Source organism: Mesorhizobium sp. M0621 (assembly GCF_040320745.1).
GTDB lineage: Bacteria > Pseudomonadota > Alphaproteobacteria > Rhizobiales > Rhizobiaceae > Mesorhizobium.
The window spans coordinates 1-23,517 of the sequence record NZ_JAMYQF010000012.1 but is presented as its reverse complement, the minus strand read 5'-3'; the positions used below and the strand labels follow the sequence as shown (position 1 = coordinate 23,517).

Annotated in this window: 25 protein-coding genes and 1 pseudogene; 5 read left to right on the top strand and 21 right to left on the bottom strand. The window is 62.7% G+C overall.

All coding sequences use genetic code 11. The features are described 5' to 3' along the window. Positions 1–84: 84 nt before the first annotated feature. A complete protein-coding gene (locus tag NKI38_RS11140; protein ID WP_352657366.1) occupies positions 85–1,368 on the bottom strand; it encodes a cystathionine gamma-synthase family protein in 1,284 nt (427 codons plus the stop codon). Positions 1,369–1,490: 122 nt separating this feature from the next. Between NKI38_RS11140 and NKI38_RS11135 the strand changes: the two genes are divergently transcribed. Then, positions 1,491–1,949, top strand: a complete 459-nt coding sequence (locus tag NKI38_RS11135; protein WP_352657363.1) for an Lrp/AsnC family transcriptional regulator — start codon at positions 1,491–1,493, stop codon at positions 1,947–1,949. Positions 1,950–1,997: 48 nt separating this feature from the next. Here the strand turns inward: NKI38_RS11135 and NKI38_RS11130 are convergent, their stop codons facing one another. Genes NKI38_RS11130 through NKI38_RS11110 form a run of 5 tightly spaced genes read right to left on the bottom strand, consistent with a single transcriptional unit; the run spans position 1,998 to position 6,357 of the window. After that, on the bottom strand, positions 1,998–2,969 hold the full coding sequence (locus NKI38_RS11130) for an ABC transporter substrate-binding protein (protein ID WP_352657361.1): 972 nt from the start codon (positions 2,967–2,969) through the stop codon (positions 1,998–2,000). A gap of 40 nt (positions 2,970–3,009) precedes the next feature. Then, positions 3,010–4,164, bottom strand: a complete 1,155-nt coding sequence (locus NKI38_RS11125; protein WP_352657359.1) for an ABC transporter permease — start codon at positions 4,162–4,164, stop codon at positions 3,010–3,012. Continuing rightward, positions 4,161–5,039 (bottom strand): ABC transporter permease, encoded by an 879-nt coding sequence (locus tag NKI38_RS11120; protein WP_352657356.1) that lies wholly within the window; start codon positions 5,037–5,039, stop codon positions 4,161–4,163. Before NKI38_RS11120 ends, NKI38_RS11125 begins: the two co-directional genes overlap by 4 nt. Continuing rightward, a complete protein-coding gene (locus NKI38_RS11115) occupies positions 5,040–5,573 on the bottom strand; it encodes an endonuclease domain-containing protein (protein WP_502899293.1) in 534 nt (177 codons plus the stop codon). It lies immediately after the preceding gene. Next, positions 5,566–6,357, bottom strand: a complete 792-nt coding sequence (locus NKI38_RS11110; RefSeq protein ID WP_352657351.1) for an ABC transporter ATP-binding protein — start codon at positions 6,355–6,357, stop codon at positions 5,566–5,568. The genes NKI38_RS11115 and NKI38_RS11110 overlap by 8 nt, the downstream gene beginning before the upstream one ends. Positions 6,358–6,486: 129 nt before the next feature. Here NKI38_RS11110 and NKI38_RS11105 point away from each other — a divergent pair, with 129 nt between their 5' ends. After that, a complete protein-coding gene (locus tag NKI38_RS11105; RefSeq protein ID WP_292458110.1) occupies positions 6,487–6,891 on the top strand; it encodes a cupin domain-containing protein in 405 nt (134 codons plus the stop codon). Between the two features lie 29 nt (positions 6,892–6,920). Here NKI38_RS11105 and NKI38_RS11100 read toward each other — a convergent pair whose 3' ends face one another. The 6 genes from NKI38_RS11100 to aptA all read right to left on the bottom strand — a co-directional run bounded on the left by NKI38_RS11100 (position 6,921) and on the right by aptA (position 12,348). Next, positions 6,921–7,298, bottom strand: coding sequence for a hypothetical protein (locus NKI38_RS11100; protein WP_352657348.1), 378 nt, complete (start codon positions 7,296–7,298; stop codon positions 6,921–6,923). 16 nt (positions 7,299–7,314) lie between these two features. Beyond that, the gene (locus NKI38_RS11095) at positions 7,315–7,686 is read right to left on the bottom strand and encodes a hypothetical protein (protein ID WP_352657345.1); all 372 of its coding nucleotides are present in this window, start codon (positions 7,684–7,686) and stop codon (positions 7,315–7,317) included. A 2-nt stretch (positions 7,687–7,688) separates the two neighbouring features. After that, positions 7,689–9,140 (bottom strand): dihydropyrimidinase, encoded by a 1,452-nt coding sequence (gene hydA, locus NKI38_RS11090; protein ID WP_352657342.1) that lies wholly within the window; start codon positions 9,138–9,140, stop codon positions 7,689–7,691. A gap of 65 nt (positions 9,141–9,205) precedes the next feature. Next, positions 9,206–10,456, bottom strand: coding sequence for a Zn-dependent hydrolase (locus tag NKI38_RS11085; RefSeq protein WP_352657339.1), 1,251 nt, complete (start codon positions 10,454–10,456; stop codon positions 9,206–9,208). A gap of 4 nt (positions 10,457–10,460) precedes the next feature. Continuing rightward, positions 10,461–10,907, bottom strand: a complete 447-nt coding sequence (locus NKI38_RS11080) for an endonuclease domain-containing protein (RefSeq protein WP_352657336.1) — start codon at positions 10,905–10,907, stop codon at positions 10,461–10,463. A gap of 112 nt (positions 10,908–11,019) precedes the next feature. Further along, positions 11,020–12,348, bottom strand: coding sequence for an omega-aminotransferase AptA (gene aptA, locus NKI38_RS11075; protein WP_352657333.1), 1,329 nt, complete (start codon positions 12,346–12,348; stop codon positions 11,020–11,022). Positions 12,349–12,575: 227 nt separating this feature from the next. Here aptA and NKI38_RS11070 point away from each other — a divergent pair, with 227 nt between their 5' ends. Continuing rightward, positions 12,576–13,211: a TetR family transcriptional regulator C-terminal domain-containing protein gene (locus NKI38_RS11070; RefSeq protein WP_352657330.1), complete on the top strand. Its 636-nt coding sequence runs from the start codon at positions 12,576–12,578 to the stop codon at positions 13,209–13,211. A gap of 4 nt (positions 13,212–13,215) precedes the next feature. Here NKI38_RS11070 and NKI38_RS11065 read toward each other — a convergent pair whose 3' ends face one another. Then, positions 13,216–14,097, bottom strand: coding sequence for a helix-turn-helix transcriptional regulator (locus tag NKI38_RS11065; RefSeq protein WP_352657328.1), 882 nt, complete (start codon positions 14,095–14,097; stop codon positions 13,216–13,218). 103 nt (positions 14,098–14,200) lie between these two features. Here NKI38_RS11065 and NKI38_RS11060 point away from each other — a divergent pair, with 103 nt between their 5' ends. Next, positions 14,201–15,046, top strand: a complete 846-nt coding sequence (locus NKI38_RS11060; RefSeq protein ID WP_352657325.1) for an SDR family oxidoreductase — start codon at positions 14,201–14,203, stop codon at positions 15,044–15,046. Next, positions 15,043–15,765 carry an SDR family oxidoreductase gene (locus tag NKI38_RS11055; protein ID WP_352657322.1) on the top strand — a complete coding sequence of 241 codons (723 nt, stop codon included), beginning with the start codon at positions 15,043–15,045 and terminating at the stop codon, positions 15,763–15,765. The genes NKI38_RS11060 and NKI38_RS11055 overlap by 4 nt, the downstream gene beginning before the upstream one ends. Before the next feature lie 30 nt (positions 15,766–15,795). On the opposite strand, the gene NKI38_RS11050 is transcribed toward NKI38_RS11055, so the two are convergent. From NKI38_RS11050 to NKI38_RS11015, 8 genes and pseudogenes are all read right to left on the bottom strand, one after another. Further along, a complete protein-coding gene (locus tag NKI38_RS11050) occupies positions 15,796–16,056 on the bottom strand; it encodes a hypothetical protein (RefSeq protein ID WP_352657319.1) in 261 nt (86 codons plus the stop codon). Between the two features lie 53 nt (positions 16,057–16,109). Next, complete coding sequence (otsB, locus tag NKI38_RS11045) at positions 16,110–16,874, bottom strand: trehalose-phosphatase (protein ID WP_352657316.1); 765 nt, start codon at positions 16,872–16,874, stop codon at positions 16,110–16,112. Continuing rightward, positions 16,871–18,649: an alpha,alpha-trehalose-phosphate synthase (UDP-forming) gene (locus NKI38_RS11040; protein ID WP_352657313.1), complete on the bottom strand. Its 1,779-nt coding sequence runs from the start codon at positions 18,647–18,649 to the stop codon at positions 16,871–16,873. The genes otsB and NKI38_RS11040 overlap by 4 nt, the downstream gene beginning before the upstream one ends. A 149-nt stretch (positions 18,650–18,798) precedes the next feature. Continuing rightward, on the bottom strand, positions 18,799–20,961 hold the full coding sequence (locus NKI38_RS11035) for an amylo-alpha-1,6-glucosidase (RefSeq protein WP_352631561.1): 2,163 nt from the start codon (positions 20,959–20,961) through the stop codon (positions 18,799–18,801). A gap of 35 nt (positions 20,962–20,996) precedes the next feature. Next, the gene (locus NKI38_RS11030) at positions 20,997–22,058 is read right to left on the bottom strand and encodes a glycosyltransferase family 4 protein (protein ID WP_352631560.1); all 1,062 of its coding nucleotides are present in this window, start codon (positions 22,056–22,058) and stop codon (positions 20,997–20,999) included. Positions 22,059–22,168: 110 nt separating this feature from the next. After that, complete coding sequence (locus NKI38_RS11025; protein ID WP_352631558.1) at positions 22,169–22,546, bottom strand: DoxX family protein; 378 nt, start codon at positions 22,544–22,546, stop codon at positions 22,169–22,171. A gap of 69 nt (positions 22,547–22,615) precedes the next feature. Continuing rightward, a complete protein-coding gene (locus NKI38_RS11020) occupies positions 22,616–23,074 on the bottom strand; it encodes a carboxymuconolactone decarboxylase family protein (protein WP_352657310.1) in 459 nt (152 codons plus the stop codon). Positions 23,075–23,094: 20 nt separating this feature from the next. Next, positions 23,095–23,310 (bottom strand): annotated as a pseudogene (locus NKI38_RS11015) (transcriptional regulator); the annotation flags it as partial. Positions 23,311–23,517: the final 207 nt, after the last annotated feature.

The window sequence follows — 23,517 nt, the reverse complement described above, 5'->3', positions numbered from 1 at the left end:
CCAAAAGTATCCTTGGTGCACGCATATGTGATGGCGGACGAGCCTGATGCCTGCCCATCCCGGATTTCAGTGGAATGACGGCGATCAGACCGCCGCCAGCGCCTGCGTCAGGTCGGCGATCAGATCGTCCGGGTGCTCGACACCGATCGACAGCCTGACCGTGGTCTCCAGCACGCCGATGCGCTGGCGCACGTTGAAGGGAATGCCCGAATGGGTCATGGCCGCGGGGTGGCTGGCCAGCGATTCCGTTCCGCCGAGGCTTACCGCCAGCTTGAAGATCTGCAGCCCGTTGAGAAACGCGAAAGCAGCCTTCTCCCCGCCCTTGATATCAAAGGAGAAGGTCGAGCCGGCGCCGCTGCATTGCGCCCTGTAGACGCGGCCCGCTGGTGTGTCCTCGCCAAGGAACGGCAGATAATGCACCTTCTCGACCTTGGCGTGGTCGCGCAGGAATTCGGCGACCAGGCGCGCATTGTCATTGGCCCGCTCCATTCGGATCGACAGCGTCTCCAGCGAGCGGCCGAGCATCCAGCAGGAATGCGGATCGAGCTGCGTACCGATCGCGCCGCGCAGCGCCTTGATCGGCTTGGTGACCGCCTTGCTGCCCATGGCCGCACCCGCGATCAGGTCGGAATGGCCGCCGACATATTTGGTCAGCGAATAGACGGAGACATCGGCGCCGTGTTCGATCGGCCGCTGGAATACCGGGCCGAGCAGCGTGTTGTCGCAGATGACGATCGGCGTCGACCCTTGGCTCGCGCCGATCTCGTCGGCGATTGTCCGCATCAGCGCGATATCGACCAGGCTGTTGGTCGGATTTGACGGCGTCTCGATCAGGATGACCGACACGCGGCCCTTCGCGGCTGCAGCTTTGGCGGCGGCGCGCACAGCCGTCTTGTCGACGCCGTCCGCGAAGCCGACAGCGCCGATGCCGAAACCGGAAAGCGTGCGCGTCAAAAGCGTCTCGGTGCCGCCATAGAGCGGCTGCGAATGCAGGATGACATCGCCCGGACGGACATAGGCCAGCAGCGTCGTGGCGATCGCCGACATGCCTGACGAAAACAGGATGCAGGCATCCGTTCCCTCATAGACCGCCAGCCGGTCCTCGACGATCTCGCTGTTGGGATGGTTGAAGCGCGAATAGACCAGGCCCGACGCCGTGCCGCTCGGCGGCTCCTTGCGGCCGGACGTGTAATCGAAGAAGTCTCGTCCCTCTTCCGCCGACTTGAAGACGAAGGTCGAGGTCAGGAACACCGGCGGCTTGACCGCGCCCTCCGAAAGCTGCGGATCGAAGCCGTAGCTCAGCATCAGCGTTTCCGGATGGAGCTTGTGGTTACCGATATGGGTTTTCGACGGGCGTGGCGCGGTCATGATCTTTCCTGCCTTTTTCGAGGAGTGTCGCGGCAATTTATGCGATCCCGATCCGCCAGTCCTTGCTATTCTGCGGCTCGCATGGCTGCATTCCCGCAACAAGTTGCCTGGAGAGACCGAAAGTGCAGCAGAAGATAGCTGATGATTTCGACCGCAAGATCCTGCGCGAGCTGCAGGCCGACGCCCGCATCACCAACAACGAGCTTGCCGAACGGATCGGCCTGTCGCCCTCGCCCTGCCTGCGGCGGGTGCGGCGGTTGGAGGAAACCGGCGTCATCAGGGGCTACACCACGCTGGTCGATCCCTCAGCCTTCGGCTGGAGCATGGTCGCCATCGCCACAATCCGGCTCAGCCGCCAGAACGAGGACGAGATCGTCATGTTCGAGGGCGCAATCCGCAGCTGGGAAGAGGTGCTGGAATGCCACCTCGTCACCGGTTCGCGCGACTATGTGCTGAAGGTGGTGACCGGAAGCCTCGAGCAGTACGAGCGCTTCATCAAGGAAAAGATCGCGCGATTGAAATGCGTCGCCTCAATCGAGACCAGCTTCGTCATGAACACCATAAAGGAACGGCGCCTCTAGCACTTCTGCCAGAGGCGCCGTTCGAGATCGAGATGTTGCCAGCTAGGCTTACTTGACCGCCTTGTCCGTGATGGCGGTGGTGTAGGCGCCGGTCGGCTCCTTGGTGATGATCTTCTGGTCGAGCAGCGCCTTGGCGGTGCGCTCGTAGGTTGCCGGATCGAGCTTGCCGTCGGCATTGTCGATCAGCTTGGCGACTTCGCTCATCATCCGTTTCTGGTGGTTTTCGTCCTGGCCGCCGCCGTCCATGACGATGCCTGCTGCTTCGTCATTGTTGTCGATGGCGTATTTCCAGCCCTTCATCGAAGCGCGCACGAAACGCACCATCTTGTCCTCGAAGGCCGGATCCTTGAGCTTGTCTTCCGACGCATAAAGCCCGTCTTCGAGCAGGTCGTTGCCCATCGCAGAGTAGTTGAACACGGTCAGCTGTTCCGGCTTGTAGCCGGCATCGATCAGCTGCCAGTACTCGTTGTAGGTCATGACCGAGATGCAATCCGCCTGCTTCTGGATCAGCGGCTGCACGTCGAAGCTCTGCTTCAGGACGGTGACACCGTCCGGACCGCCATCGGTCTTGAGGCCAAGCTTGTTCATCCAGGCATAGAACGGATATTCGTTGCCGAAGAACCAGACGCCGAGCGTGTGGCCCTTGAAGTCGGCTTCGGTCTTGATCGGGCCGTCCTTCGGGCAGACCAGCTCCATGCCGGCCTTCCTGAACGGCTGGGCGATGTTGACCAGCGGCACGCCCTTCTCGCGGGCGGCCAATGCACCGCCCATCCAGTCGACGATGACGTCGGCGCCGCCGCCGGCGATCACCTGCTCGGGGGCAATATCCGGACCGCCCGGCTTGATGTCGACGTCGAGGCCCTCGGCCTCATAGAAACCCTTGGCCTTGGCGACATAGTAGCCGGCAAACTGAGCCTGCGTGACCCATTTCAGCTGCAAGGTCACCTTGTCGGCGGCCATTGCCTGGAAAGCCGCCAGCGACATCGCGCCGGCCAGAACGGGAATAATCAGTCTTTTCATTTTATTACCCTCTGAAGTTAGTGCCCTAAACCCACCGCCCCTATCCACCACGGACAGAGGGATGCCAAAACGTGACGGCTCTTTCGACAAGAGCGACCACGCCATAAAAGACCGAACCCGCAAGTGCTGCAACTGCGATTTCGGCCCAGACCATGTCGATGTTCATCCGCCCGACTTCGGTCGAGATGCGGAAGCCCATGCCGACGACAGGCGTGCCGAAGAACTCGGCGACGATGGCGCCGATCAGCGCCAGCGTCGAGTTGATCTTCAGCGCGTTGAAGATGAATGGAGCTGCTGCCGGCAGCCTGAGCTTCAGCAGCGTCTGCCAATAACCCGACGCATAGGTGCGCATCAGGTCGCGTTCCATGTGGCCCGAGGCGGCAAGGCCGGCAACCGTGTTCACCAGCATCGGGAAGAAGGTCATGATGATGACCACCGCCGCCTTGGACTGCCAGTCGAAGCCGAACCACATGACCATGATCGGTGCGACGCCAATGATCGGCAACGCCGAGACCATATTGCCGATCGGCAGCAGCCCGCGCCGCAGGAACGGCACACGGTCGGCGAGCACCGCGGCGATGAAGCCGGCGCCACTGCCCACGACATAGCCGAAGACAACCGCCTTGAAGATGGTCTGTCGGACATCGGCGCCGAGCACAGGCAGCGAATCGGCGATGCGCACGCCGATGGCGCTAGGCGGCGGCAACAGAATGAAGGGGATGCCCGCGCCTCGCGTCACCGCTTCCCAGATGATCAGGATCCAGGCGCCGAAGATGGCCGGGATGATCAGGCGCAAGCCCGTCCATGCCCAACTGGCGAAAGGACGCAATGACGACAGCACCGCCACGCAACGCCAACCAAGCAGCCATGCGGCTGCGAGCAGCAGGAAATACGGCGCCAATGCGGTGCCCTCAAAACCTGTGATGCCCGATATCAGCAGCCAGGCGATCAGGTGAGCGCCGACAAAGAGCACCGCCGCTTCCGCAAGGGGCGGAATCCTGGTCATTGAGATCAGCGCCGCCAGCATGGCCAGGCCGAACATCAAGCTTTTGGTTCCGAGATAAGGATAGTTGATGCTGACCGTTGGGTCCGCAAGCGCAGCCGCCTCCGGCTTCGACGTCGCACCAAGCGCGACCGCGATCAGGCAGAGCACAATGGCCAGCACCGCTTGCCAGGAAGGTTTCAGCCAGTTCATGCCGGCCTCCCGCCCATGGAGCGATCGACGATGCGCCCGGCAATGCCGACCACCATGACCAGAAGCGCGGCCACCACCGAGCCTGCGACCAGCGCCGACCAGATGTCAATGGACTGGCTGTAATAGGCGCCTGCCAACAGCTTGGCGCCGATGCCGGCGACAGCGCCGGTCGGCAGTTCGCCGACGATGGCGCCGACCAGGCTTGCCGCCACCGCCACCTTCATCGAGGTGAACAGGAACGGCACCGAGGCCGGCACGCGCAATTTCCAGAAGGTCTGCGCACGGCTGGCATTGTAGGTGTGCATCAGGTCGAGATGCATGATCTCGGGCGAACGCAGCCCTTTCACCATGCCCACGGTCACCGGAAAGAACGACAGATAGGTCGAGATCATCGCCTTTGGGACCAGGCCGGTGATGCCGACCGCCGCCAGCACGACGATGATCATCGGCGCCACCGCCAGGATGGGAATCGTCTGCGAGGCAATGATCCACGGCATCAGGCTGCGGTCGAGCGTCGCCACATGCACGATACCGACAGCAATGATGATGCCGAGCGCCGTGCCGAAGGCAAAGCCAAGCAGCGTCGACGACAGTGTCACCCAGGCATTGTAGACGAGGCTGCGGTTCGAGGTGATGGACCGCAGAAACGTGTTTTCGAAGAAATTCACCGCCACCTGATGCGGCGCCGGCAGCGTCGGCTTCGGCTGCGACAGCGTCTTGCCGATGAACTCGCTCAAGGCAGGCGTTTCACCGGCGCGGCGATCGAGATCACGCTGGAACGGCGTGTTGAGGATGACGGCGAAGATATACCAGAGGACGACGACGCCAGCGAGGATCGAGGTCACGGGAATGAGCTTGTCGCGGAAGGTGTCCATCTAGCCGGTCTCGCCAGGTACGCGCCCTCCTCTCCCCGACGGGGAGAGGGTGGCCGGAGCGAAGCGGAGGTCGGGTGAGGGGGTAGAAATCTTTCCGTCCAGGCAAGCCAAGATCGTATCCAGGACCGCTCGACGTTCGGCCAAAACCTCATGGTTCCAGAACCGGAGAACCGAATAACCATGGCCATTCAGCCAAGCTGTTCTGGCCGGATCGGTTGGTGAATCCGCGTGTTGGCTGCCGTCGAGTTCGACAATCAGGCCCATCTCACGGCAAACAAAATCAGCGATGAATGGCCCAAGCGGCACCTGTCTCACAAATTTGTAGCCGTTGAGGTGACGGCCCCTCAGTTCTCCCCAAAGCCTGTACTCGGCTTCGGTCTCGTCAAACCGCAGCTTTCGGGCGCGCTCGGTTGCCCCGACCCTTCTTTTGGTCGGATCTGTCGGTGCCGCCCCCTCACCCGACCTCCGCTTCGCTCCGGCCACCCTCTCCCCGTTGGGGAGAGGAGGAAGCCCATCGTTCGCCCCCTCAATCATCATAGCTGTGCCCTGCCCGCAGCCCGTCGCGCACGCGCGCTGCGATCGCCAGAAACTCCGGCGTCTCGCGGATGTCGAGCGGCCGTTCTTTCGGCAGCGTCGACTCGATCACATCGCTGACGCGACCGGGACGAGGCGACATGACGACGATGCGCGTCGACAGATACACCGCTTCCGGAATGGAATGGGTGACGAAGCAGATGGTCTTGTTGGTCCGCCCCCACAGTTCCAGCAATTGCTCGTTGAGATGATCGCGCACGATCTCGTCCAGAGCACCGAACGGCTCGTCCATCAGCAGCAGGTCGGCGTCGAAGGCCAGCGCGCGGGCGATCGAGGCGCGCTGCTGCATGCCGCCCGAGAGCTGCCAGGGATATTTCTTCTCGAATCCCGAGAGGTTGACGAGATCGAGCGTGCGCTTGATGCGTTGCGCCTGCTCTGCCTTGGACAGGCCCATGATCTCCAAAGGCAGCCCGACATTGCGCTCGATGGTGCGCCAGGCAAACAGCGCGGCGGCCTGGAAGACATAGCCATAGGCGCGTTTCTCGCGTGCCTGTTCTGCTGTCATGCCGTTGACCGAAATCGTCCCCGAGGTCGGCTTCTCCAGATCGGCGATAACGCGCAGCAGCGTGGTCTTGCCGCAGCCGGAGGGCCCGATAAAGGAGACGAACTCCCCCTTGCCGATGGTGAGATCGACATTGGACAGCGCCTGCACCGGCCCGTCATTGGTCTGGAAGGTCAGTCCGAGTTTGCTTGCCGCGACGACGGCTGGCGAAGTCCCTGTCATCGGCTGCCGCCCGCCTGTTCCCGTCCCTGCGGCTCCGGCCGGAATCCGATTGCTTTTATTGCGATGTTGTTTTCCACTCGCCCTGTCCCATTGGTCTTGTCCCACTCAATCGACGCCCGGAGTTTCCCGATGTCGCCCAAACCCACTTGTCATCTTATCCGCCCTGAAAGCACTTATGAAGGCAAGCAGGGATTGACCTATTTCGCCGGCATTGCCACGGAGACCGTCGGCTCTTCCGGCATCTGCATGCACTTGCTCACCATGCCACCCGGCGCTCGTGCCAAGGCACATATGCACGAGAGCCATGAAACGGCGATCTATGTCCTCTCCGGCGAAGTCCATACTTGGTATGGCGACCGGCTTGAGCATCATATCGTCGTCAAGGCAGGTGACCTTTTCTATATTCCCGCCGGCGTGCCGCATCTGCCGGCCAATCTGAGCGGCGCCCCGTCCTCGGCCGTGATTGCCCGCACCGATCCCAACGAACAGGAAAGCGTCGTGCTGTTGCCGGAACTGGATGCGCTGGTCGCCTGAAATCGACGGCGTCGATGGAAACTTGCGCGTCATCGGCACCGGGACACTTCCCCGTAGACAGTGCCATCCTCATCCGCGATCACCAGCTTCTTGGCGTTCTTGGGACTGCGCTTGATGGTGAACTGTATCGGCGACTGACCATCCCCGCCGTCTGCCTCGCACATTGACTTTACCACCAGAGAACCGTCAGCCTGTATCTTCCTGTCGGTAAAGGTGCAGGCGTTGGTCGCGGTGATGAATTCCGTAGCGTTCAGCAGCAGCATGTCTTCCGCATAGACCTTCTGGCCGTTCTTGTTGATGCAGCCGGACTTGTTGCCATAGGGCTTGGATAGATCGATGCCCGCCGCCGAGGCTTGGCCCGCAGCCAGCACGAGAACCATCGCGACAGATAGACCAAAAACACGCATGCTGACCTCCAAAACGTCACAAACATGATTGCAGCGGCCCCATTTCCTCAAGGCCGGGGATGATGACGAAGAAACCATCCTCTCCCTTGTTGGTGACCACGACGGTTTCGACCGTCGTTCCTGCCTCGCCTTCGGCGGAGCAGGTCGAACTGAGCGATTGCGTGCCCAGCATCGGCGTCAGTTGCTGCGCGAACCGGCAGCCGCTGCCATAGGTTTCGATGCCTTCGGCGGTCAGAACGATATAGGCGTCGCTGTCCTGATAACCGGCCTTGACGCCGGCACAGCCGACATCATTGCCCCAGGAGCCGGCCAGCACGCCGCCTGCTGCTGCCGGGCCAGCGACACTTGCCGCCAGGACCAACAAAATGAGCGCGGCCGAACGCGCCAAGCTCAAACCCCGGTCGCCGGGATACCGGTGCGTTCCACCTTGCGCGGCGCGGAAATCTCTTTCCACGTCGATAGCGCCCGGTTGACCGCCGCGTTCGGCTCGCGGGCGACGAACTCACCATGGCCGGGCTTGGCCTTGACCTCGGCCTCCAGGATCGACAGTTCGCCACGCGAGAACACGAAGCGCGGCAGGCCGGTCACCTCGAACCCTTCGAAGACGTTGTAGTCGATGACGGACTGCTGCTTCTTTGAGGAAATCGTCTTCTTTCGCTTCGGATCCCAGACGACGATGTCGGCATCCGCGCCTTCGACGATGGCGCCCTTTTTCGGATACATGTTGAGGATCTTGGCAATGTTCGTCGAGGTCACCGCGACGAACTCATTCATCGTCAGCCGGCCAGTGTTGACGCCCGTCGTCCACAGCACCGGCATACGATCTTCCAGTCCGCCGGTGCCGTTCGGGATCTTGGTGAAATCGCCGACGCCGTTGCGCTTCTGCTTGGTGGTGAAGGCGCAATGGTCGGTCGCCACCACCTGCAGCGAGCCTGCCTGCAGGCCGGCCCACAGCGAGTCCTGGTGCAATTTGTTGCGGAAGGGCGGGCTCATCACGCGGCGCGCCGCATGATCCCAGTCCTTGTCGAAATACTCGCTCTCGTCCAGCGTCAGATGCTGGATCAGCGGCTCGCCGAACACCCGCATGCCCTTCTGGCGCGCCCGGCGGATCGCTTCGTGGCTCTGCTCGCAGGAGACATGCACGACATAGAGCGGCACGCCGGCCATGTCTGCGATCATGATGGCGCGGTTGGTTGCCTCGCCTTCCACCTCTGGCGGCCGCGAATAGGCGTGGCCCTCGGGGCCATTGTTGCCGGCGGCAAGCAGTTTCTGCGACAGGGCAGCAACCACGTCGCCATTTTCGGCATGCACCAGAGGCAGTGCGCCAAGGTCGGCGCAGCGCTGGAACGACGCATACATCTCGTCGTCGTCGACCATCAGCGCGCCCTTGTAGGCCATGAAGTGCTTGAACGAGGTGATGCCCTTGTCGACGACATCAGCCATCTCGTCGAACACCTGCTTGCCCCACCAGGTGATCGCCATGTGGAAGGAGTAGTCGCAGGACGCCTTGGAGGTCTTGTTGTCCCACATCTGCAACGCTTCGAGCAGCGACTGCTTCGGCGCCGGCAGGCAGAAATCGACCACCATCGTCGTGCCGCCGGCAAGGGCTGCCCGCGTGCCGGATTCGAAATCATCGGCCGAATAGGTGCCCATGAACGGCATTTCGAGATGGGTGTGCGGATCGATGCCGCCCGGCATGACATAGCAGCCGGTGGCGTCGAACTCGTGATCGCCATGCAGGTTGGAGCCGATGGCGACGATCTTGCCATGCTGCATCAGCAAATCGGCCTTCCAGGTGCGGTCGGCGGTGACGATGGTACCGTTCTTGATGACTTTGGTCATTTTCGTGTTCCCTTGTTCTCTTCGCGCTTCTTTGCGAGCGGCGTTTGGAAGGTAGATTTCTGTGTTCACTCCACGATGACAGCCGTCTCCACCACCGCGTGGAACAATACATCAGCGCCAGCCGAGGCCCATTCCTTGGTAATCTCCTCGGCCTCATTGTGGCTGAGACCATCGACGCAAGGGCACATCACCATTGCGGTCGGCGCAACGCGGTTGATCCAGCAGGCGTCGTGGCCGGCGCCGGAGACGATGTTGCGGTGGGAATAGCCGAGGCGTTCGGCGGCATCGCGGATCGCCTTGACGCAGCCGGCGTCGAATGTGACCGGATCGAAAGCGCCGACCTGGTCGATCTCGTAGCGGATGTCGAGCGCCTCGCAGATCGTGTCGATGCCTTCGCGGATGCGGCCGTCCATGGCGTCGAGCACTTCCTTCTCGGGCGAGCGAATGTCGATCGTGAAGACGGTGCGGCCGGCGATGATGTTGCGCGAGTTGGGATAAACCTCCATGTGGCCGACCGCGCCGACGGCGTCGGGCTGGTAGTCCATGGCGATCTCGTGCACCAGCTCGATCACCCGTGCCATGCCGAGCCCGGCATTGCGGCGCTTGGGCATCGGCGTCGAGCCGGTATGCGCCTCCTTGCCGGTCAGCGTCACCTGCAGCCACTTCAAACCTTGCCCGTGGGTGACGACACCGATGTCGATATCTTCGTCCTCGAGGATCGGTCCCTGCTCGATATGCAGTTCGAAGAAGGCGTGGATCTTGCGATCGCCGACCTTCTCGGTGCCCTTCCAGCCGATGCGCTCCAACTCTTCGCCGAATTTCTTGCCGGCCTTGTCGACATGTTGATAAACATCGGCCTGGTCGAGCACGCCGGCGAACACGCCGGATGCCATCATCGCCGGAGCGAAGCGCGCGCCCTCTTCGTTCGTCCAGTTGGTGACGACGATCGGGTGCTTGGTCTTGATGCCGAGGTCGTTGAGAGAACGCACCACTTCAAGCCCGCCGAGCACGCCGAGCACACCGTCATACTTGCCGCCGGTCGGCTGCGTATCGAGATGGCTGCCGACATAGACCGGCGGCAGGCTGGGATCGGTGCCTTCGCGGCGGGCAAACATCGTGCCCATCTCGTCGACACCCATTTCGAGCCCGGCCGCATCACACCAGCGCTTGAACAGATGCCGGCCCTCGCCGTCCTCATCGGTCACGGTCTGACGATTGTTGCCGCCGGCAATGCCGGGGCCGATCTTCGCCATCTCCATGATGGAATCCCACAAACGGTCTGAATTGATTCGCAGATTCTCGCCGGGTGCGGCCATTTTTCTAAAACCTTATCGATTGCGGTTCGCTGGCGTCCCCCTCCCCCTCGAGGGGAGGGTGGCCGCGAAGCGGTCGGGTGGGGTCGGCTGACATATGCTCAACCTTCCCCTTGACCACCTGCGCGACATGCCAAGCGCTATTTATGACATCGGGCTCGTCAACGCGAAAGACATCGAACCCGAGCGAGCGGAGATAGGCATCACGGACGGCATCGTGCCGTTTACCCTTCTCGTGTTCATGCAGATCACCATCGACCTCAACGACCAGCTTTATGGCGAGGCACGCGAAGTCGACGATATAGGGCCCGATCGGGCACTGGCGGCGGAACTTGAGGCCCGCCGACTTCAGCTCCCGCAGTTCATACCACAGCAGGGATTCGCCCTTGGTCGCGTGAACTCGAAGCGCGCGCGCCTTCTGGCGCATTTCGAAGCTCACGCGGGTACGGGGCATCAGGAACGACCTCGCAGCAAAAGATCAGGTCGGCGCACTGCCGCACCGACCCCACCCGACCGCTTCGCGGCCACCCTCCCCTCAAGGGGGAGGGATATCCGCGCCCAGTTCTTCAACCGATCGACCTCAGCACATCGCGCACATGGTCGATCAGTTCGTTGATCTGCCCCTTGGTGATGATCAGCGGCGGCGACAGCGCGATGATGTCGCCGGTGGTGCGGATCAGCGCGCCGCGCTCGAACGCCTTGACGAAGGCCGAGAAGGCCCGCTTGGTCGGCTGGCCGGCAATCGGCGCCAGCTCGATCGCGCCGATCAGGCCGATATTCCTGATGTCGATGACGTTCGGTTCGCCCTTCAGCGAATGCAGTGCGTCTTCCCAGTACGGCGCCAGCTCCTCGCCGCGAGTCAAAAGGCCCTCTTCCTTGTATGTGTCGAGCGTGCCGAGTGCGGCCGCGCAGGCGATCGGGTTGCCCGAATAGGTGTAGCCGTGGAAGAACTCGATCATGTGCTCGGGGCCAGCCATGAAGGCGTCGTGGATCTCCTTCTTCACGAACACCGCGCCCATCGGGATGACGCCGTTCGAGACACCCTTGGCGGTGGTCATGATGTCGGGCGTGACGCCGAAATAATCGGCGGCGAACGGCGTGCCGAGACGGCCGAAACCGGTAATGACCTCGTCGAAGATCAACAGGATGCCGTGCTTGGTGCAGATCTCGCGCAGCCTCTCGAGATAACCCTTCGGCGGCAGGATGACGCCGGTGGAGCCGGCGACCGGCTCGACGATAACGGCGGCGATGGTCGAGGCGTCATGCAAGGCGACGATGCGCTCCAGTTCGTTGGCGAGTTCCGCGCCATATTCCGGCACGCCCTTGGTGAAAGCGTTCTTTTCCGGCAGATGCGTGTGCGGCATGTGGTCGACACCGCCGAGCAGCGTACCGAACATCTTGCGGTTGGTGACGATGCCACCGACCGAAATGCCGCCGAAATTGACGCCGTGATAGCCGCGTTCGCGGCCGATCAGGCGGGTGCGCGAACCCTCGCCTTTAACGCGGTGATAGGCGATCGCCATTTTCAGCGCCGTTTCGACCGATTCCGAGCCGGAATTGGTGAAGAAGACATGATCCATGCCCTTGGGTGCGAGGTCGACCAGGCGGTTGGCCAGTTCGAAAACGATCGGATGGCCCATCTGGAAGGCGGGCGCATAGTCGAGTTCAGCGGCCTGGTGCTGGATCGCCTCGGTGATCTTCGGCCGGCAATGGCCGGCATTGACGCACCAGAGACCAGCGGTGCCGTCGAGCACCTTGCGGCCGTCGCTGGTCGTGTAATGCATGTCCTTGGCGGACACCATCATGCGCGGCGCCTGCTTGAACTGCCGGTTTGCCGTGAACGGCATCCAGAATGCGCTGAGATCGTTCGGCGTGACTTTCAGCCGGTTGGACATGACCAAGACTTCCCCTTGTAACCTGTTTCGGTGCGCCCAACGCTTGGTCTCTGCCGCGTTTTCATGCTACGCAAATTTTTGACCGATTGGACAAACGTTAGCACCGCCCTGTCGGCGGTCAAGGGATTACTAGCGGAAATGCGGCACCTGAAGTGCGTTCCACAGGCTAGGGAAAAACTGGTCCAGAGAATTGGTCCAGATGACCCTCAACACGAGGGCTTGCAACGGTGACCACCAGCACGGACGCCCCTCGCCGCACCCGCATCCAGCAGGAAAAGCGCGAACTCATCCTGGAGGCGGCGCTCGAAGTGTTCTCCACCAACGGTTTCCGTGGCTCGACCATCGACCAGATCGCCGAAGCCGCCGGCATGTCGAAGCCGAACCTGCTCTATTATTTCCGCCGCAAGGAAGACATCCACGAGACGCTGATGCAGCGCCTGCTCGACACCTGGCTGGCGCCGCTGCGCGAACTCGACGACATTGGCGATCCCTTGACCGAATTGCGCAGCTACATCAGGCGCAAGCTGGAGATGGCGCGCGATTTCCCGCGCGAGAGCCGGCTGTTCGCCAACGAGATCCTGCAAGGCGCGCCGCGCATCATGCCGCTGCTGGCCGGCGAGCTGAAAACGCTGGTCGACGAGAAGGCCGCCGTCATCAAGGGCTGGATGCGCGCCGGCAAGATTGCACGCACCGATCCGTGGCACCTGATCTTCTCGATCTGGGCGACGACGCAGCATTATGCCGATTTCGACGTCCAGGTCCGCGCCGTGCTCGGGCCGAACCGCGGCGGCGACGGCCGCTTCGAGGATGCGGCAAGATTTCTCGAGCAGTTGTTCCTCGACGGGCTGAAGCCGAAGGGCTGACGCCTCAGGCGCTGCGCCGCTCGGCCGGCAGCGCGTCCAGCAATGTCTGCAGCTTGGCGACCGAATTCTGCTCGGCAAGCGGGGTGTAGACGATCAGCTTCATGTCGGAGCCGTCGCCGATTGACAGGCTCATATGCTCGAAGGTCATGGCGCCCGCGCTCGGGTGCCGGACATGCTTTACTCCCGACAGTCGGTGCGCCACGTCGCGCTGCGGCCACCAGGCGCGAAATTCGGGGCTCGTGCGCGTCATCAACTCGATCAGCCGCTCGAAATCCGGATCGCCGACATACCGGGCGCTCGCCGCCCGGAACGAGGCCAGCACGGTGCGCGCCAATTCCTCCCAGTCGACCAGCAGGCGCCGGTGGTGCGGACTGGTGAACACCATGTGGACGATGTTGCGGGCGTCACCCTCCAGCAGGCCATAATCACCGAACACCGCGACGGCCGCCGGGTTCCAGGCCAGCACGTCCCAGCGTCGCCCGACCACATAGGCCGGCTGCAGAACCAGGCTTTGCAGCATGTGCAGCAACGGACCTTCGACCTTTTCCGGCGCCACGGCACGGCGCTCCGGCTGCTGGCGGTCGGCAAGGATGAATAAATGCTGTTTTTCAGCCGCGTCGAGGCGCAGTGCCTCGGCGAGCGCGGTCAATACCTCAACCGAGGGCCTGACCTCGCGCCCCTGCTCCAGCCATGTGTACCAGGTCGTGCCGACGCCGGCGAGCATCGCGACCTCCTCGCGGCGCAAGCCCGGCGTGCGCCGCCTGAGACCAGTCGCGATGCCGGTGGCCGAGGGCGTCAGCCTTTCGCGGCGCGAGCGCAGGAAGGCGCCGAGTTCGCGCCGGCGGCTGTCTTCAGCGGAGTGTGTGGGAGCAGCGTGGGACTCCATGTGCCTATTATAGCAGTATTGATACCAGGATAAAGTTTGAACTGTTTGACGCGCGCCAACTGTCCCATCTTCCGTTCAGAGCAACAGAACGGAGGCTCCGAACATGGAACTCAAAGACAAGACAATCCTCATCACCGGCTCAACCGACGGCGTTGGCCGCGTCGTCGCGCAACGGCTCGGCGCCGCTGGCGCCCGGGTGCTGGTTCACGGCCGCGATGCGACGCGCGGCAAGGCTGTTATCACCGAGATCGAAGCCGCCGGCGGCAAGGCCGAGCTGCTGGTCGCCGATCTCTCTTCTCTGGCCGAGGTCCGCCGCCTTGCCGAGGCGGTGCGTGCCAGGACCGACCGGCTCGACATCCTCATCAACAATGCCGGCATCGGCACGGCGGGCCAAGGCGCCAAAAGGCAAGTCAGCGCCGACGGCTACGAACTGCGCTTCGCAGTCAATTATCTCGCCGGTTTCCTGCTCACCAGCGAGCTTCTTCCATTGCTGAAGGCGAGCGCTCCGGCACGCATCGTCAATGTCGCCTCGGCCGGGCAGCAGGCGATCGATTTTAGCGATGTCATGCTGACCCGTAGCTACGACGGCGTGCGTGCCTATTGCCAGAGCAAGCTGGCGCAGATCCTGTTCACCATCGACCTGGCTCAGGAGTTGAAAGGCACCGGCGTCACCGTCAACGCACTGCATCCGGCCAGCTACATGAACACCACCATGGTCCGGCAGGCAGGCCTGACGCCTTGGAACTCGGTCGAAACCGGCGCCGACGCCATCCTCAACCTCGCCACGTCACCCACGCTCGACGGAAAAAGCGGCCTCTATTTCGACAGCCTGCGGGAATCCCGTGCCGACGCCCAGGCCTATGACGCCAAGGCAAGACAACAGTTGCGAGCCTTGAGTCTCGATCTCATCGGCCCGGCCTCACCAATATCGAAGGAACAGCGTTCATGACCAAGGCAATCCAGCATACCGTTATCATCGGCGGCTCGTCCGGCATCGGCCTGGCGACGGCGAGCAAACTGCTTGGCCCCGGCATGAAGGTGACCATCACCGGGCGCAACGAAGAGAAGCTGAGGAGCGCGTGGAAAAGCCTTGGCGGCGCTGCCGACAAGGCTGCTTTCGATGCCGCGAAGCCGGGCGAGGTCAGCGGGTTCTTCGAGCGCCTTGGCCCTTTCGACCATCTGGTACTGGCCGCCAGCGGCGGCAAGGGCCTTGGCCCCTTCCCCACGCTTGACCTGACCGACATCGGCAGCGGCGTCGACGAGAAAGTCCGCCCGCAGTTGTCTTGCCTGCAGGCCGCTTTGCCGACTCTGAACAGGGCCGGATCTGTCACCTTCATCTCGGCGGTATCGGCCCAACTCGCAACGCCCGGCGTCGCCGGCATCGCCGCCATCAATGGCATGCTGTTGACCGTGGTGCCGATCCTGGCGATGGAACTGAAGCCCTTGCGCGTCAATGTCGTTGCGCCCGGCGTCATCGATACGCCCTGGTGGGATTTTCTGGCCGAGGAGCAGAGGCAGGCGCTGTTTGCCGACTATGCCGGCAAGACCCCGGTCGGTCGCGTCGGCCGCGCCGAAGACGTCGCCAGCGCAATCGCCTTTCTCGTCTCCAACGGCTTCATGACCGGTCAGGTGCTGACCTGCGACGGCGGCTTGCGGTTTGCGGCGTAGCGATCGTCCGCCGCAGAAAGGCTTTCACCCTCAATTGGCTTTCCTTGGACCGCGCTCAATGTCCTCCTCGTCCATGGAACTGTCGCCTGCCGGTCTTGCGTCATCTGAAGCGGGCTTTCCCGGAACATAGGAATAATCAGCCGTGTCGGCTCCATACATCTTGTTGTCGATCGCCTCTTGCCAGTTGTAGTCCGCATCGGACGGTGAAACGTCGGCGGTCCCATGGCGGGAGGAGCGAGAATGAAGCCAACTCGGCGTGATCTCTCGAACCAATTCTGCAAAGCGTCCCATCGAAACCGTTCCTTTCCTTGCCCTTTCCAGCATGCGCGATCACGGTCGCGCACCTAAAGTTGACCTCTCAGCCAGGCGAGCGTCTCGGCAACGCCGGCAAGCCCGTACCGCGCGGCGGTATACGCTGGTGGCTTCACCCGTATCGATATGCCGCCGGCATCGTTGATGGCTTCGAAGCCGTTTTCGTCCGACGTGTCGTCGCCCAGGAAGACCGGGCGGCGGCCCGTGAATGGCGCGATGTCCATGAAACGCCGGATCGCGGCGCCCTTGGCTGCCTCGAGCGGCAGCAACTCCACACCGGCATTGCCGGCAACCACCCGGTAGCCCTTCGGCAGGACGGCCAGCGCTTGCTCGACAAGCTGCGTGGCGCGGGGGAGCAGGTGCGGGGCGGCGCGCGTGTGGATGGCCAGCACCCGGCCTTTGCGCTCGATATAGACCTGCCCACGACCGAACTCGGCCTCAATCTCCTCGGCAAGGGCCGCAATATCCGCCGGCTCGTCCGCGATTTCGACGTCGTCGTCCGGCAGGAGCCTGTGTTCCAGCCCATAAAGCCCGGCTGCGCGCAGCTTCAAAGGCTGAAACAACTGATCCACGGCCGCAACGGAGCGGCCTGTGATGAAGGCCAATGCCCCGTTCAACTTGTGATCCAGGCCTTGCAGCAAAGAGCGAAGCTCGGCGCTGACCGAAACGGCGTCCGGATGTTCGGCATGCTCCAGCAGGGTGCCATCGATGTCGAGGAACAGCGCCCATTCGCCAGTCAGCAAAGGCTGCGGCTTTTGCAGGGTCTCGCTCGCAGCCTTTTGCAGGATTTCGCTCATGATAGTGCCACCCGTTTACGCTCGAACATGGAGACGACATTGTCGATGCCTGACGGCCGGTCGCCAGCACCGGTTACCCGATCCAGGTCGCCGCGCTTGCGCAAGCGTGCCGCGTCCAGAAGCATGCTGCCGGCCCAGCGATAGACATTGTTGTCGCGGACTATCTGCCGCATGGGCCGCATGCGCTCGCGCTGTTCGTCTGAAGTCATGGTCAGCGCCTGCAGCAGCGCTTCGCTCATCATGGCTGCGTCGTAGGGGTTGACGATCAACGCTTCCAGCAATTCGCGCGAGGCACCGGCGAATGTGCTGAGCATCAAGACGCCCTGTTCGTCGTCGCGCGCCGCGACGAATTCCTTGGCGACCAGGTTCATGCCGTCATGCAGGCTGGTGACCATGCAAATGTCGGCGGCCCGATAGATCTCATAGACCCGTTCCTGCGAATGGTGTTCGGCCACCATGATCACCGGACTGTAGCCTTCGCTGCCATAACGCTGGTTGAGTTCTTCGGCATAGCGGCGGCATTCGTCATGGAGCTGCTTGTAGGCAGGGAGCGTGCCGCGGCTGGGGGCGGCGATCTGCAGGAAAACCAGCTTTCCGATCCATTCAGGGTATCGCTTGAACAATTCGTCCAACGCGTGAAAACGATCCAGAATGCCCTTGGTGTAATCGAGACGCTCGACCCCGACGGCCAGCTTCACATCCGCTTTCAGTCCGAACCTGTCGCGCAGGCGGGCGCGGCAGTCGTCGGCGTCGGGCAATTTTGCCAGAAGGTCCGCCGGCCATTCTATGGAAATGGGATAGGCGTGCACCAGCGTCGTCTGCCCACCATAGGAGATGGCCGCATCGGCCCGCTCGATGCGGCTTTCCAGGAAACGATCGACGCTTTCGGTGAAATTGTTGGCATGGAACTGGGTGTGGAAGCCGATGATCGAGCTGCCGAGCAGTCCCTCGAGAATGCGTTCACGCCACGGACAGATGCTGTACACTTCCGAGTTCGGCCACGGGATGTGCCAGAAGGTGATGACGATCGCCTCGGGCAGGCGCTCCCGGATCATGCGCGGCAGCAGCGCGAAGTGGTAATCCTGGACCAGCACGATCGGCCGCTCGTTGCGGGCTTCGGCCACCACCGTGTCGGCGAACTTCCGGTTGGCGGCTTCGTATGCCTCCCAGTCCGAGGCGCGAAAAATCGGCCGTGTGAAGGCTATATGGCAGAGCGGCCAGAGGCCCTCATTGGCGAAGCCGAGGTAGTAGCCCTGATACTCTTCCTCCGTCAGCCAGACCCGGCGCAGCGTGTAGGACGGATTGCTGGGCGGCACCTGTATCCGGTCGTCCTCGTCGACCATCAGCCGGTCCGCGGTGCCGCCGCCATAGGCGATCCAGGTGCCGGCACAAGCGCGGGTGATCGGCTCAAGCGCCGACACCAGTCCGCTGGCCGGCACGAGCAACTCGACATCATTGTCCTTTGCGTTGTGGATGTACGGTTCACGGTTGGAGACCACGATGACCTGCGCATCGGGCAAATCATCGGCCAGGATCTTGCGCAATGTTTCGGGCGACCATGTTACAAGGGCCGCATCGGCCGATTGGCCGTTCTTTTCGAACTCCCGTATCACCTTGCGCGCCGCTTCCGCAGCCACGTCCTCGCCGGCCGGATGTGCGACCGCCGGGGGGTGACTGCGACGCTGTCGCGATATGGAGAAGAAAACGGCAAGAGCGGAAAGACCGAGGCTCGCAAGGATCAGAACCCAGAGCAGGTCCGCACCGTAGTTTGTCATTGGAATGTCAACTCGCCTCCGGCCGTTCGGCGGCCTTTTTTGTTCGTGTTTCCGATTTAAAACTGTCCGGTGGCGACATGGTCGCCGTCCGATCATGTGCTTTTGCAACGCACAAAGCCGGGATCGGTTCCCAGCCAATTTGGCTCAGATCATGTTCTGACTACGAGCGGCACCAGTCCTTCATGGCGATCGGCGAGGAAAGCGACGACTCTGTCGCCGACGCGCTGGAAACTGAGATCGACCACTCTTTCGCCGACGCCCAGGTGCCGCAGCGTGAGCGTATCGATGCCAATCGGCAGCCTGGGACGGGTAACGCGGATTTCGCCATCCCAACCGTCTATCTCCAGGCCAAGGCAGGCTTGCATCAGCATGAAGGCGGAGCCCGCCGACCAGGCTTGCGGCAGGCAGGCGACGGGATAGGCGATCGGTGCTTCGCCCGGTGCGCGGGTAAAACCGCAGAACAGTTCGGGCAACCGCATATTGAAATGGACCGCGGATTCGAACGTGCCGCTCATCAGGCGGACCACACTTTCACGCTCGCCATAGCGCGCCAGGCCGGCACCGCACATGGCGGTGTCATGCGGCCAGATCGAGCCATTGTGGTACGACATCGGGTTGAAGAACACGGCATCGTCGGCGAGCGTCCTCAGCCCCCAGCCGGAATGGAAGGAGGCCGAAACCAGCTGATTGGCGACCATCTGCGCCCGCTCCAGCTCGGGCAATCCGACAAAGAGGAGATGGCCCGCATTCGAGGTCCGCACTTTGCAGGGCTCTCCGGCACCATCGATCGCCAGGGCATAGAAGCCGAGATCGTCGAGCCAGAAATCGCGTTCCACCGCGACCCGCATGGCCTCGGCGCGGTCCTCCCAGTGAGCGGCCTTGTCGTCCTCGCCGCGGCGACGGGCAAGTGCGGCCAGCCCCCGGAAGGCGGCAAAGACATAGCCTTGCACCTCGACGAGCGCGATCGGGCCCTTGGGAATGCGGCCATCGGCATGAAAGACGGAATCGAAACTGTCCTTCCATCCCTGGTTGGCGAGGCCGGACTCGGCGGCCCGCTGATAGGTGACGAATCCGGTCTCGCGGCCCGCCTCCTCCGTCCATTCGGCCGCAGCGCACAGCGACGGCCACAGGCTGTCGATGAACGCCATGTCACCGGTACGATCGGCATAGGCACAGGCGAGATGGATGTAGAGCGGCGTCGTGTCGACGCCGCCATAGTAGCGGCCGAAAGGAAGCTCGCGCAGCGCCGCCATCTCGCCCTTGCGCGTCTCGTGCATGATCTTGCCCGGCTGCGAATCGCTGAACGGCGACGTCTCCGTCGCCTGGTGCTGGGCAAGGAAGGCCAGCACGCCCCGCGCCAGGCCTGGATTGAGCCAGAGCATCTGCAGCGCTGAAATGACGCCGTCGCGGCCGAACGCCGTCGAGAACCAGGGGATGCCGGCATAGGGATAGGGTCCGGTCGCCAGTTCGGTGGTCAGCAGCGCGACATCGGCGCGGGCGCGCTCGACCCAGTCGTTGAAGACGCGACCGGAACTGTGCACCGTGGCGCCGTGGCGGCGCTTGGCCCGCATGCCAAAGCGGGCCCTGGCGGCGGCGGCGCGGAAACGGTCGCGATCGGGCGGATCCGTCATCTCGGGGCCGATCTCGATATACAGCACATTGCTGCTGCGCTTGGTTACGGCGATCAGGAAATCCGCGCGCTCGGCTGTCAGTTGATCCGGTGCTTGCGAGAACGATATCGCCGATGTGCGCACCAGCCCGTCCAACCCGTCGTAGCGCAACAGGACGGATGTGGCATCCATCTCGGCCACATGGGCCAGTCCGCGCTTCAGCCGCGTCGAGCCGCGCACTTCGAACATATCGCGGAAATCGGCGGCAAAGTGCAGGGAAACGCCGATTGTCGAAGTTTCCCGACTGTAGTTGGAAAGGGTGATGCGTTCGAACAGCCTGTCCTGCCAAAGCAGCCTGGTGCGTTCGATATGAATCGCGCCCTGCGGAATGTCGCGACCGCTGGCGCTCAGTATCGGCAGATTGGTCAGGTTGGCGGTGAACAAGACATTGTCCTGGCTGAGCGAGGCGCCAAGCAGCGATGTCGGCCTGCCGCCGACGGTCAGCCGGAATTCGGAGAGCACCCGTGTGTCGTCGCGGAAGAAACCGTCGCCGGCGCCGCGTATGTCGCCATAGGCATCGGCAACCGCAAAGCAGTCGGCCTGCTTGAGCGCAAACAGCCGGTGCGGCTCACGAGGTGCGGTCGCGTCGAGCGATGCAAGCGCTACGGCGGGATCGAGCTGGCGCTCATCGAGTTGGGTCATCCGTTACAGATCCTGTCGTTCGTTCCCGTCGCTGTTCACGACGCCTTCGCTTCGCCCGGGAGACCGATCAGCCGCGCATAGGCGGCCAGGTAGTCGCCGGCCATTCTTCTGACGGAAAACCGTTTTTCGAAGACGGTTCTCACGGTCCGCCTGTCGAGCCGCAGCAAGTCCGGCACCGCGGCGACGGCGCCATCCATTGTGTCGGCAATAAAGCCGGTGACGCCTTGATCGATGATCTCAGGCAGTGCGCCGCAATTCCAGGCGATCACCGGCGTGCCGCAGGCCATCGCCTCGATGGCCGCAAGGCCGAACGGCTCCGGCCAGTCGATAGGGAACAGCAGGCCGGCTGCGTTGCCGAGAAATTCCGCCTTCTCACCCTCCTCGATCTCGCCGACAAAGTCGATCCGATCGCCGTCGATCAAAGGCTCGATCGCTTCGTGGAAAAAAGCGCGGTCATCGTCGCCGATCTTCGCCGCAAGTTTCAGCCTGAGCCCCGAGCGCAAGGCGATCTCGATGGCGCGATCCGCGCGCTTGTCGCGTGAAAACCGGCCAAGGAAGGCAAGATAAGGTTCTTCCGCCGTCGTCTCGAAAGTCGGTTCGTAGATGCCGGTCGGCAGTCCGTGATGGATTGTTGCCAACCAGTTGGCGCGGGCAAGGCCGGTTTTCTGGCTGTGCGAAATGGAAATCATCGGGAAGCGTGGGAAACGCTCATAGGCCGGCGCCAGGTCGACATAATCCAGCCTGCCATGCGGCGTCGTCACCGTCCGCTCCGCCATGTCCTCGAAGAAGGAAAAATGCAGGAAGTGGCTGAGGTGGAAATGGATGACGTCGAACTCTCGCGCCCGTTTCCGCACCTGCGCAAGCATCGAAAGATGCGCCGCGATCTCGGATTTGAGCGGACGCGGATCGAGGCGTAGCGCGCATTCCCGGCCAGCCACCAGCTTTGCGGAGGTCTGGCTATCCCCGCTCGCAAATAGCGTCACCTCATGGCCCAGGTCGACCAGCGCTTCGGTCAGATACGAGACGATGCGTTCGGTGCCGCCATAAAGCCTGGGTGGCACCGATTCATACAGCGGCGCGACATGGGCAATTTTCATATTTCATCCCGGGATGCTCGGCATACAGGTGCGAAATGCGTCAACCGCTCGATTGGTTCCGATTTAATGATCGATACTGGCGGCGCCACAGTGCCGCAGTCGCTATGGCGTCAAACAGATTGCGCGATCAGCGACAGGAAACCGCCACTCAGCGCGACATTGCCGACAAAGCCATTGATGCGCGACGCGCGATCCGGGCCCTGATGATCCCAGAAATTGTGGAACATCGGCGTGGCGACGATGAGGAATACCAGCAGTACCGCCGCAGCGATTGCCGTCCACAGGCCCGCGATCACCAGCATGCCGGCAGCGACCTGAAGCACGATGCCGAGCCACAACACCAACCGCGCCTGTGGCACGCCGCGCGCGGCCATCAACTGGGTCAGGAAGGCCGCGTTCTGGATGTTGCGCAGGCCGGCGAAAACGAAGGCGCCGCCGAGCAACAGGCGGCCCAGGAACAACAGGGTCGAAGGCAAATCGGCAGGCATCAAACGCTCCCTTTGAAAAGCAGTGGGAGCGCCGCCTCTCGACGGCACTCCAAAACCAAATCCGGACAATCAGGCAGCCTTGGCCGCCGGCATCGGATGGAGGGCCTGAAACGGGACGCAGAGCCGGTTCCAGGTGTTGATCATGCCGAGCGCGACAGACAGCTTGACCAATTCTTCTTCCGAGAAATGCTCAAGTGTCCTTGCATAGAGTTCGTCCGGCACGCCGTTGTTGGCGATCAGGGTCACCGCCTCGGTCCAGGCCAAAGCGGCGCGTTCACGCTCGGAAAACAGCGGCGATTCCTTCCACGCCGAGACGAGGTAGAGCCGCTGCTCGGTCTCGCCGTCACGCCTCGCCTCGCGGCTGTGCATCTCGACGCAGAACGAGCAGCCATTGATCTGCGACGCCCGCAATTTGATCAGGTGCAGCAGGCTTTCCTCGAGCCCACATTCGTCCACCGCCTTGTTGAGCGCCGACACCGCCTTCATGATCTCCGGCGCCTTGGCGAAAAATTGCAGCCTCTGCTTCATCTTGATGTCCTTTACGCTTGCTAGGTTGAACTGGATTTCTGCGGCCGCTGATGGCGCGCGACAAAGGCGCAGCCGGCGGCGACCGAACGCGGATCGGCATCGGTCACGTATTCCGAAACGATGTCGGACAGCTTTGCTTCTGCGAGTGCAGCGCGATAGGCCTTCTCGGCCTTCAGCATCGCGGCATTGATGCCGCAGGGTTTGACATAGGCGGAAGCGTCGAGCCTGACCGGACCGGGTGGGGGGCGAAGACGGCGCCCCGCACACCCCGGGGGGGCCCGGACCGGGCGCCCACAGGTGTGCCGCGCACAAAGACACGGCGCCCCCCCCCCCCCCCGGGGGCCCCCCCCCCTGCACGGCGATGATCGTCATCACCACGCTGCCATAGATGGCGTTGAGCAGGCCGCCGGCGTCGCCGGGCGGCGGCGTCATCTGCGTGAAGA

Coding starts and splice junctions, on each gene's coding strand:
- NKI38_RS11140 (WP_352657366.1), bottom strand. CDS start 1,368: ATGACCGCGCCACGCCCGTCGAAAACCCATATCGGTAACCACAAGCTC.
- NKI38_RS11130 (WP_352657361.1), bottom strand. CDS start 2,969: ATGAAAAGACTGATTATTCCCGTTCTGGCCGGCGCGATGTCGCTGGCG.
- NKI38_RS11125 (WP_352657359.1), bottom strand. CDS start 4,164: ATGAACTGGCTGAAACCTTCCTGGCAAGCGGTGCTGGCCATTGTGCTC.
- NKI38_RS11120 (WP_352657356.1), bottom strand. CDS start 5,039: ATGGACACCTTCCGCGACAAGCTCATTCCCGTGACCTCGATCCTCGCT.
- NKI38_RS11115 (WP_502899293.1), bottom strand. CDS start 5,573: ATGATTGAGGGGGCGAACGATGGGCTTCCTCCTCTCCCCAACGGGGAG.
- NKI38_RS11110 (WP_352657351.1), bottom strand. CDS start 6,357: ATGACAGGGACTTCGCCAGCCGTCGTCGCGGCAAGCAAACTCGGACTG.
- NKI38_RS11105 (WP_292458110.1), top strand. CDS start 6,487: ATGTCGCCCAAACCCACTTGTCATCTTATCCGCCCTGAAAGCACTTAT.
- NKI38_RS11100 (WP_352657348.1), bottom strand. CDS start 7,298: ATGCGTGTTTTTGGTCTATCTGTCGCGATGGTTCTCGTGCTGGCTGCG.
- hydA (WP_352657342.1), bottom strand. CDS start 9,140: ATGACCAAAGTCATCAAGAACGGTACCATCGTCACCGCCGACCGCACC.
- NKI38_RS11085 (WP_352657339.1), bottom strand. CDS start 10,456: ATGGCCGCACCCGGCGAGAATCTGCGAATCAATTCAGACCGTTTGTGG.
- NKI38_RS11080 (WP_352657336.1), bottom strand. CDS start 10,907: ATGCCCCGTACCCGCGTGAGCTTCGAAATGCGCCAGAAGGCGCGCGCG.
- aptA (WP_352657333.1), bottom strand. CDS start 12,348: ATGTCCAACCGGCTGAAAGTCACGCCGAACGATCTCAGCGCATTCTGG.
- NKI38_RS11065 (WP_352657328.1), bottom strand. CDS start 14,097: ATGGAGTCCCACGCTGCTCCCACACACTCCGCTGAAGACAGCCGCCGG.
- NKI38_RS11060 (WP_352657325.1), top strand. CDS start 14,201: ATGGAACTCAAAGACAAGACAATCCTCATCACCGGCTCAACCGACGGC.
- NKI38_RS11055 (WP_352657322.1), top strand. CDS start 15,043: ATGACCAAGGCAATCCAGCATACCGTTATCATCGGCGGCTCGTCCGGC.
- NKI38_RS11050 (WP_352657319.1), bottom strand. CDS start 16,056: ATGGGACGCTTTGCAGAATTGGTTCGAGAGATCACGCCGAGTTGGCTT.
- otsB (WP_352657316.1), bottom strand. CDS start 16,874: ATGAGCGAAATCCTGCAAAAGGCTGCGAGCGAGACCCTGCAAAAGCCG.
- NKI38_RS11040 (WP_352657313.1), bottom strand. CDS start 18,649: ATGACAAACTACGGTGCGGACCTGCTCTGGGTTCTGATCCTTGCGAGC.
- NKI38_RS11035 (WP_352631561.1), bottom strand. CDS start 20,961: ATGACCCAACTCGATGAGCGCCAGCTCGATCCCGCCGTAGCGCTTGCA.
- NKI38_RS11030 (WP_352631560.1), bottom strand. CDS start 22,058: ATGAAAATTGCCCATGTCGCGCCGCTGTATGAATCGGTGCCACCCAGG.
- NKI38_RS11025 (WP_352631558.1), bottom strand. CDS start 22,546: ATGCCTGCCGATTTGCCTTCGACCCTGTTGTTCCTGGGCCGCCTGTTG.
- NKI38_RS11020 (WP_352657310.1), bottom strand. CDS start 23,074: ATGAAGCAGAGGCTGCAATTTTTCGCCAAGGCGCCGGAGATCATGAAG.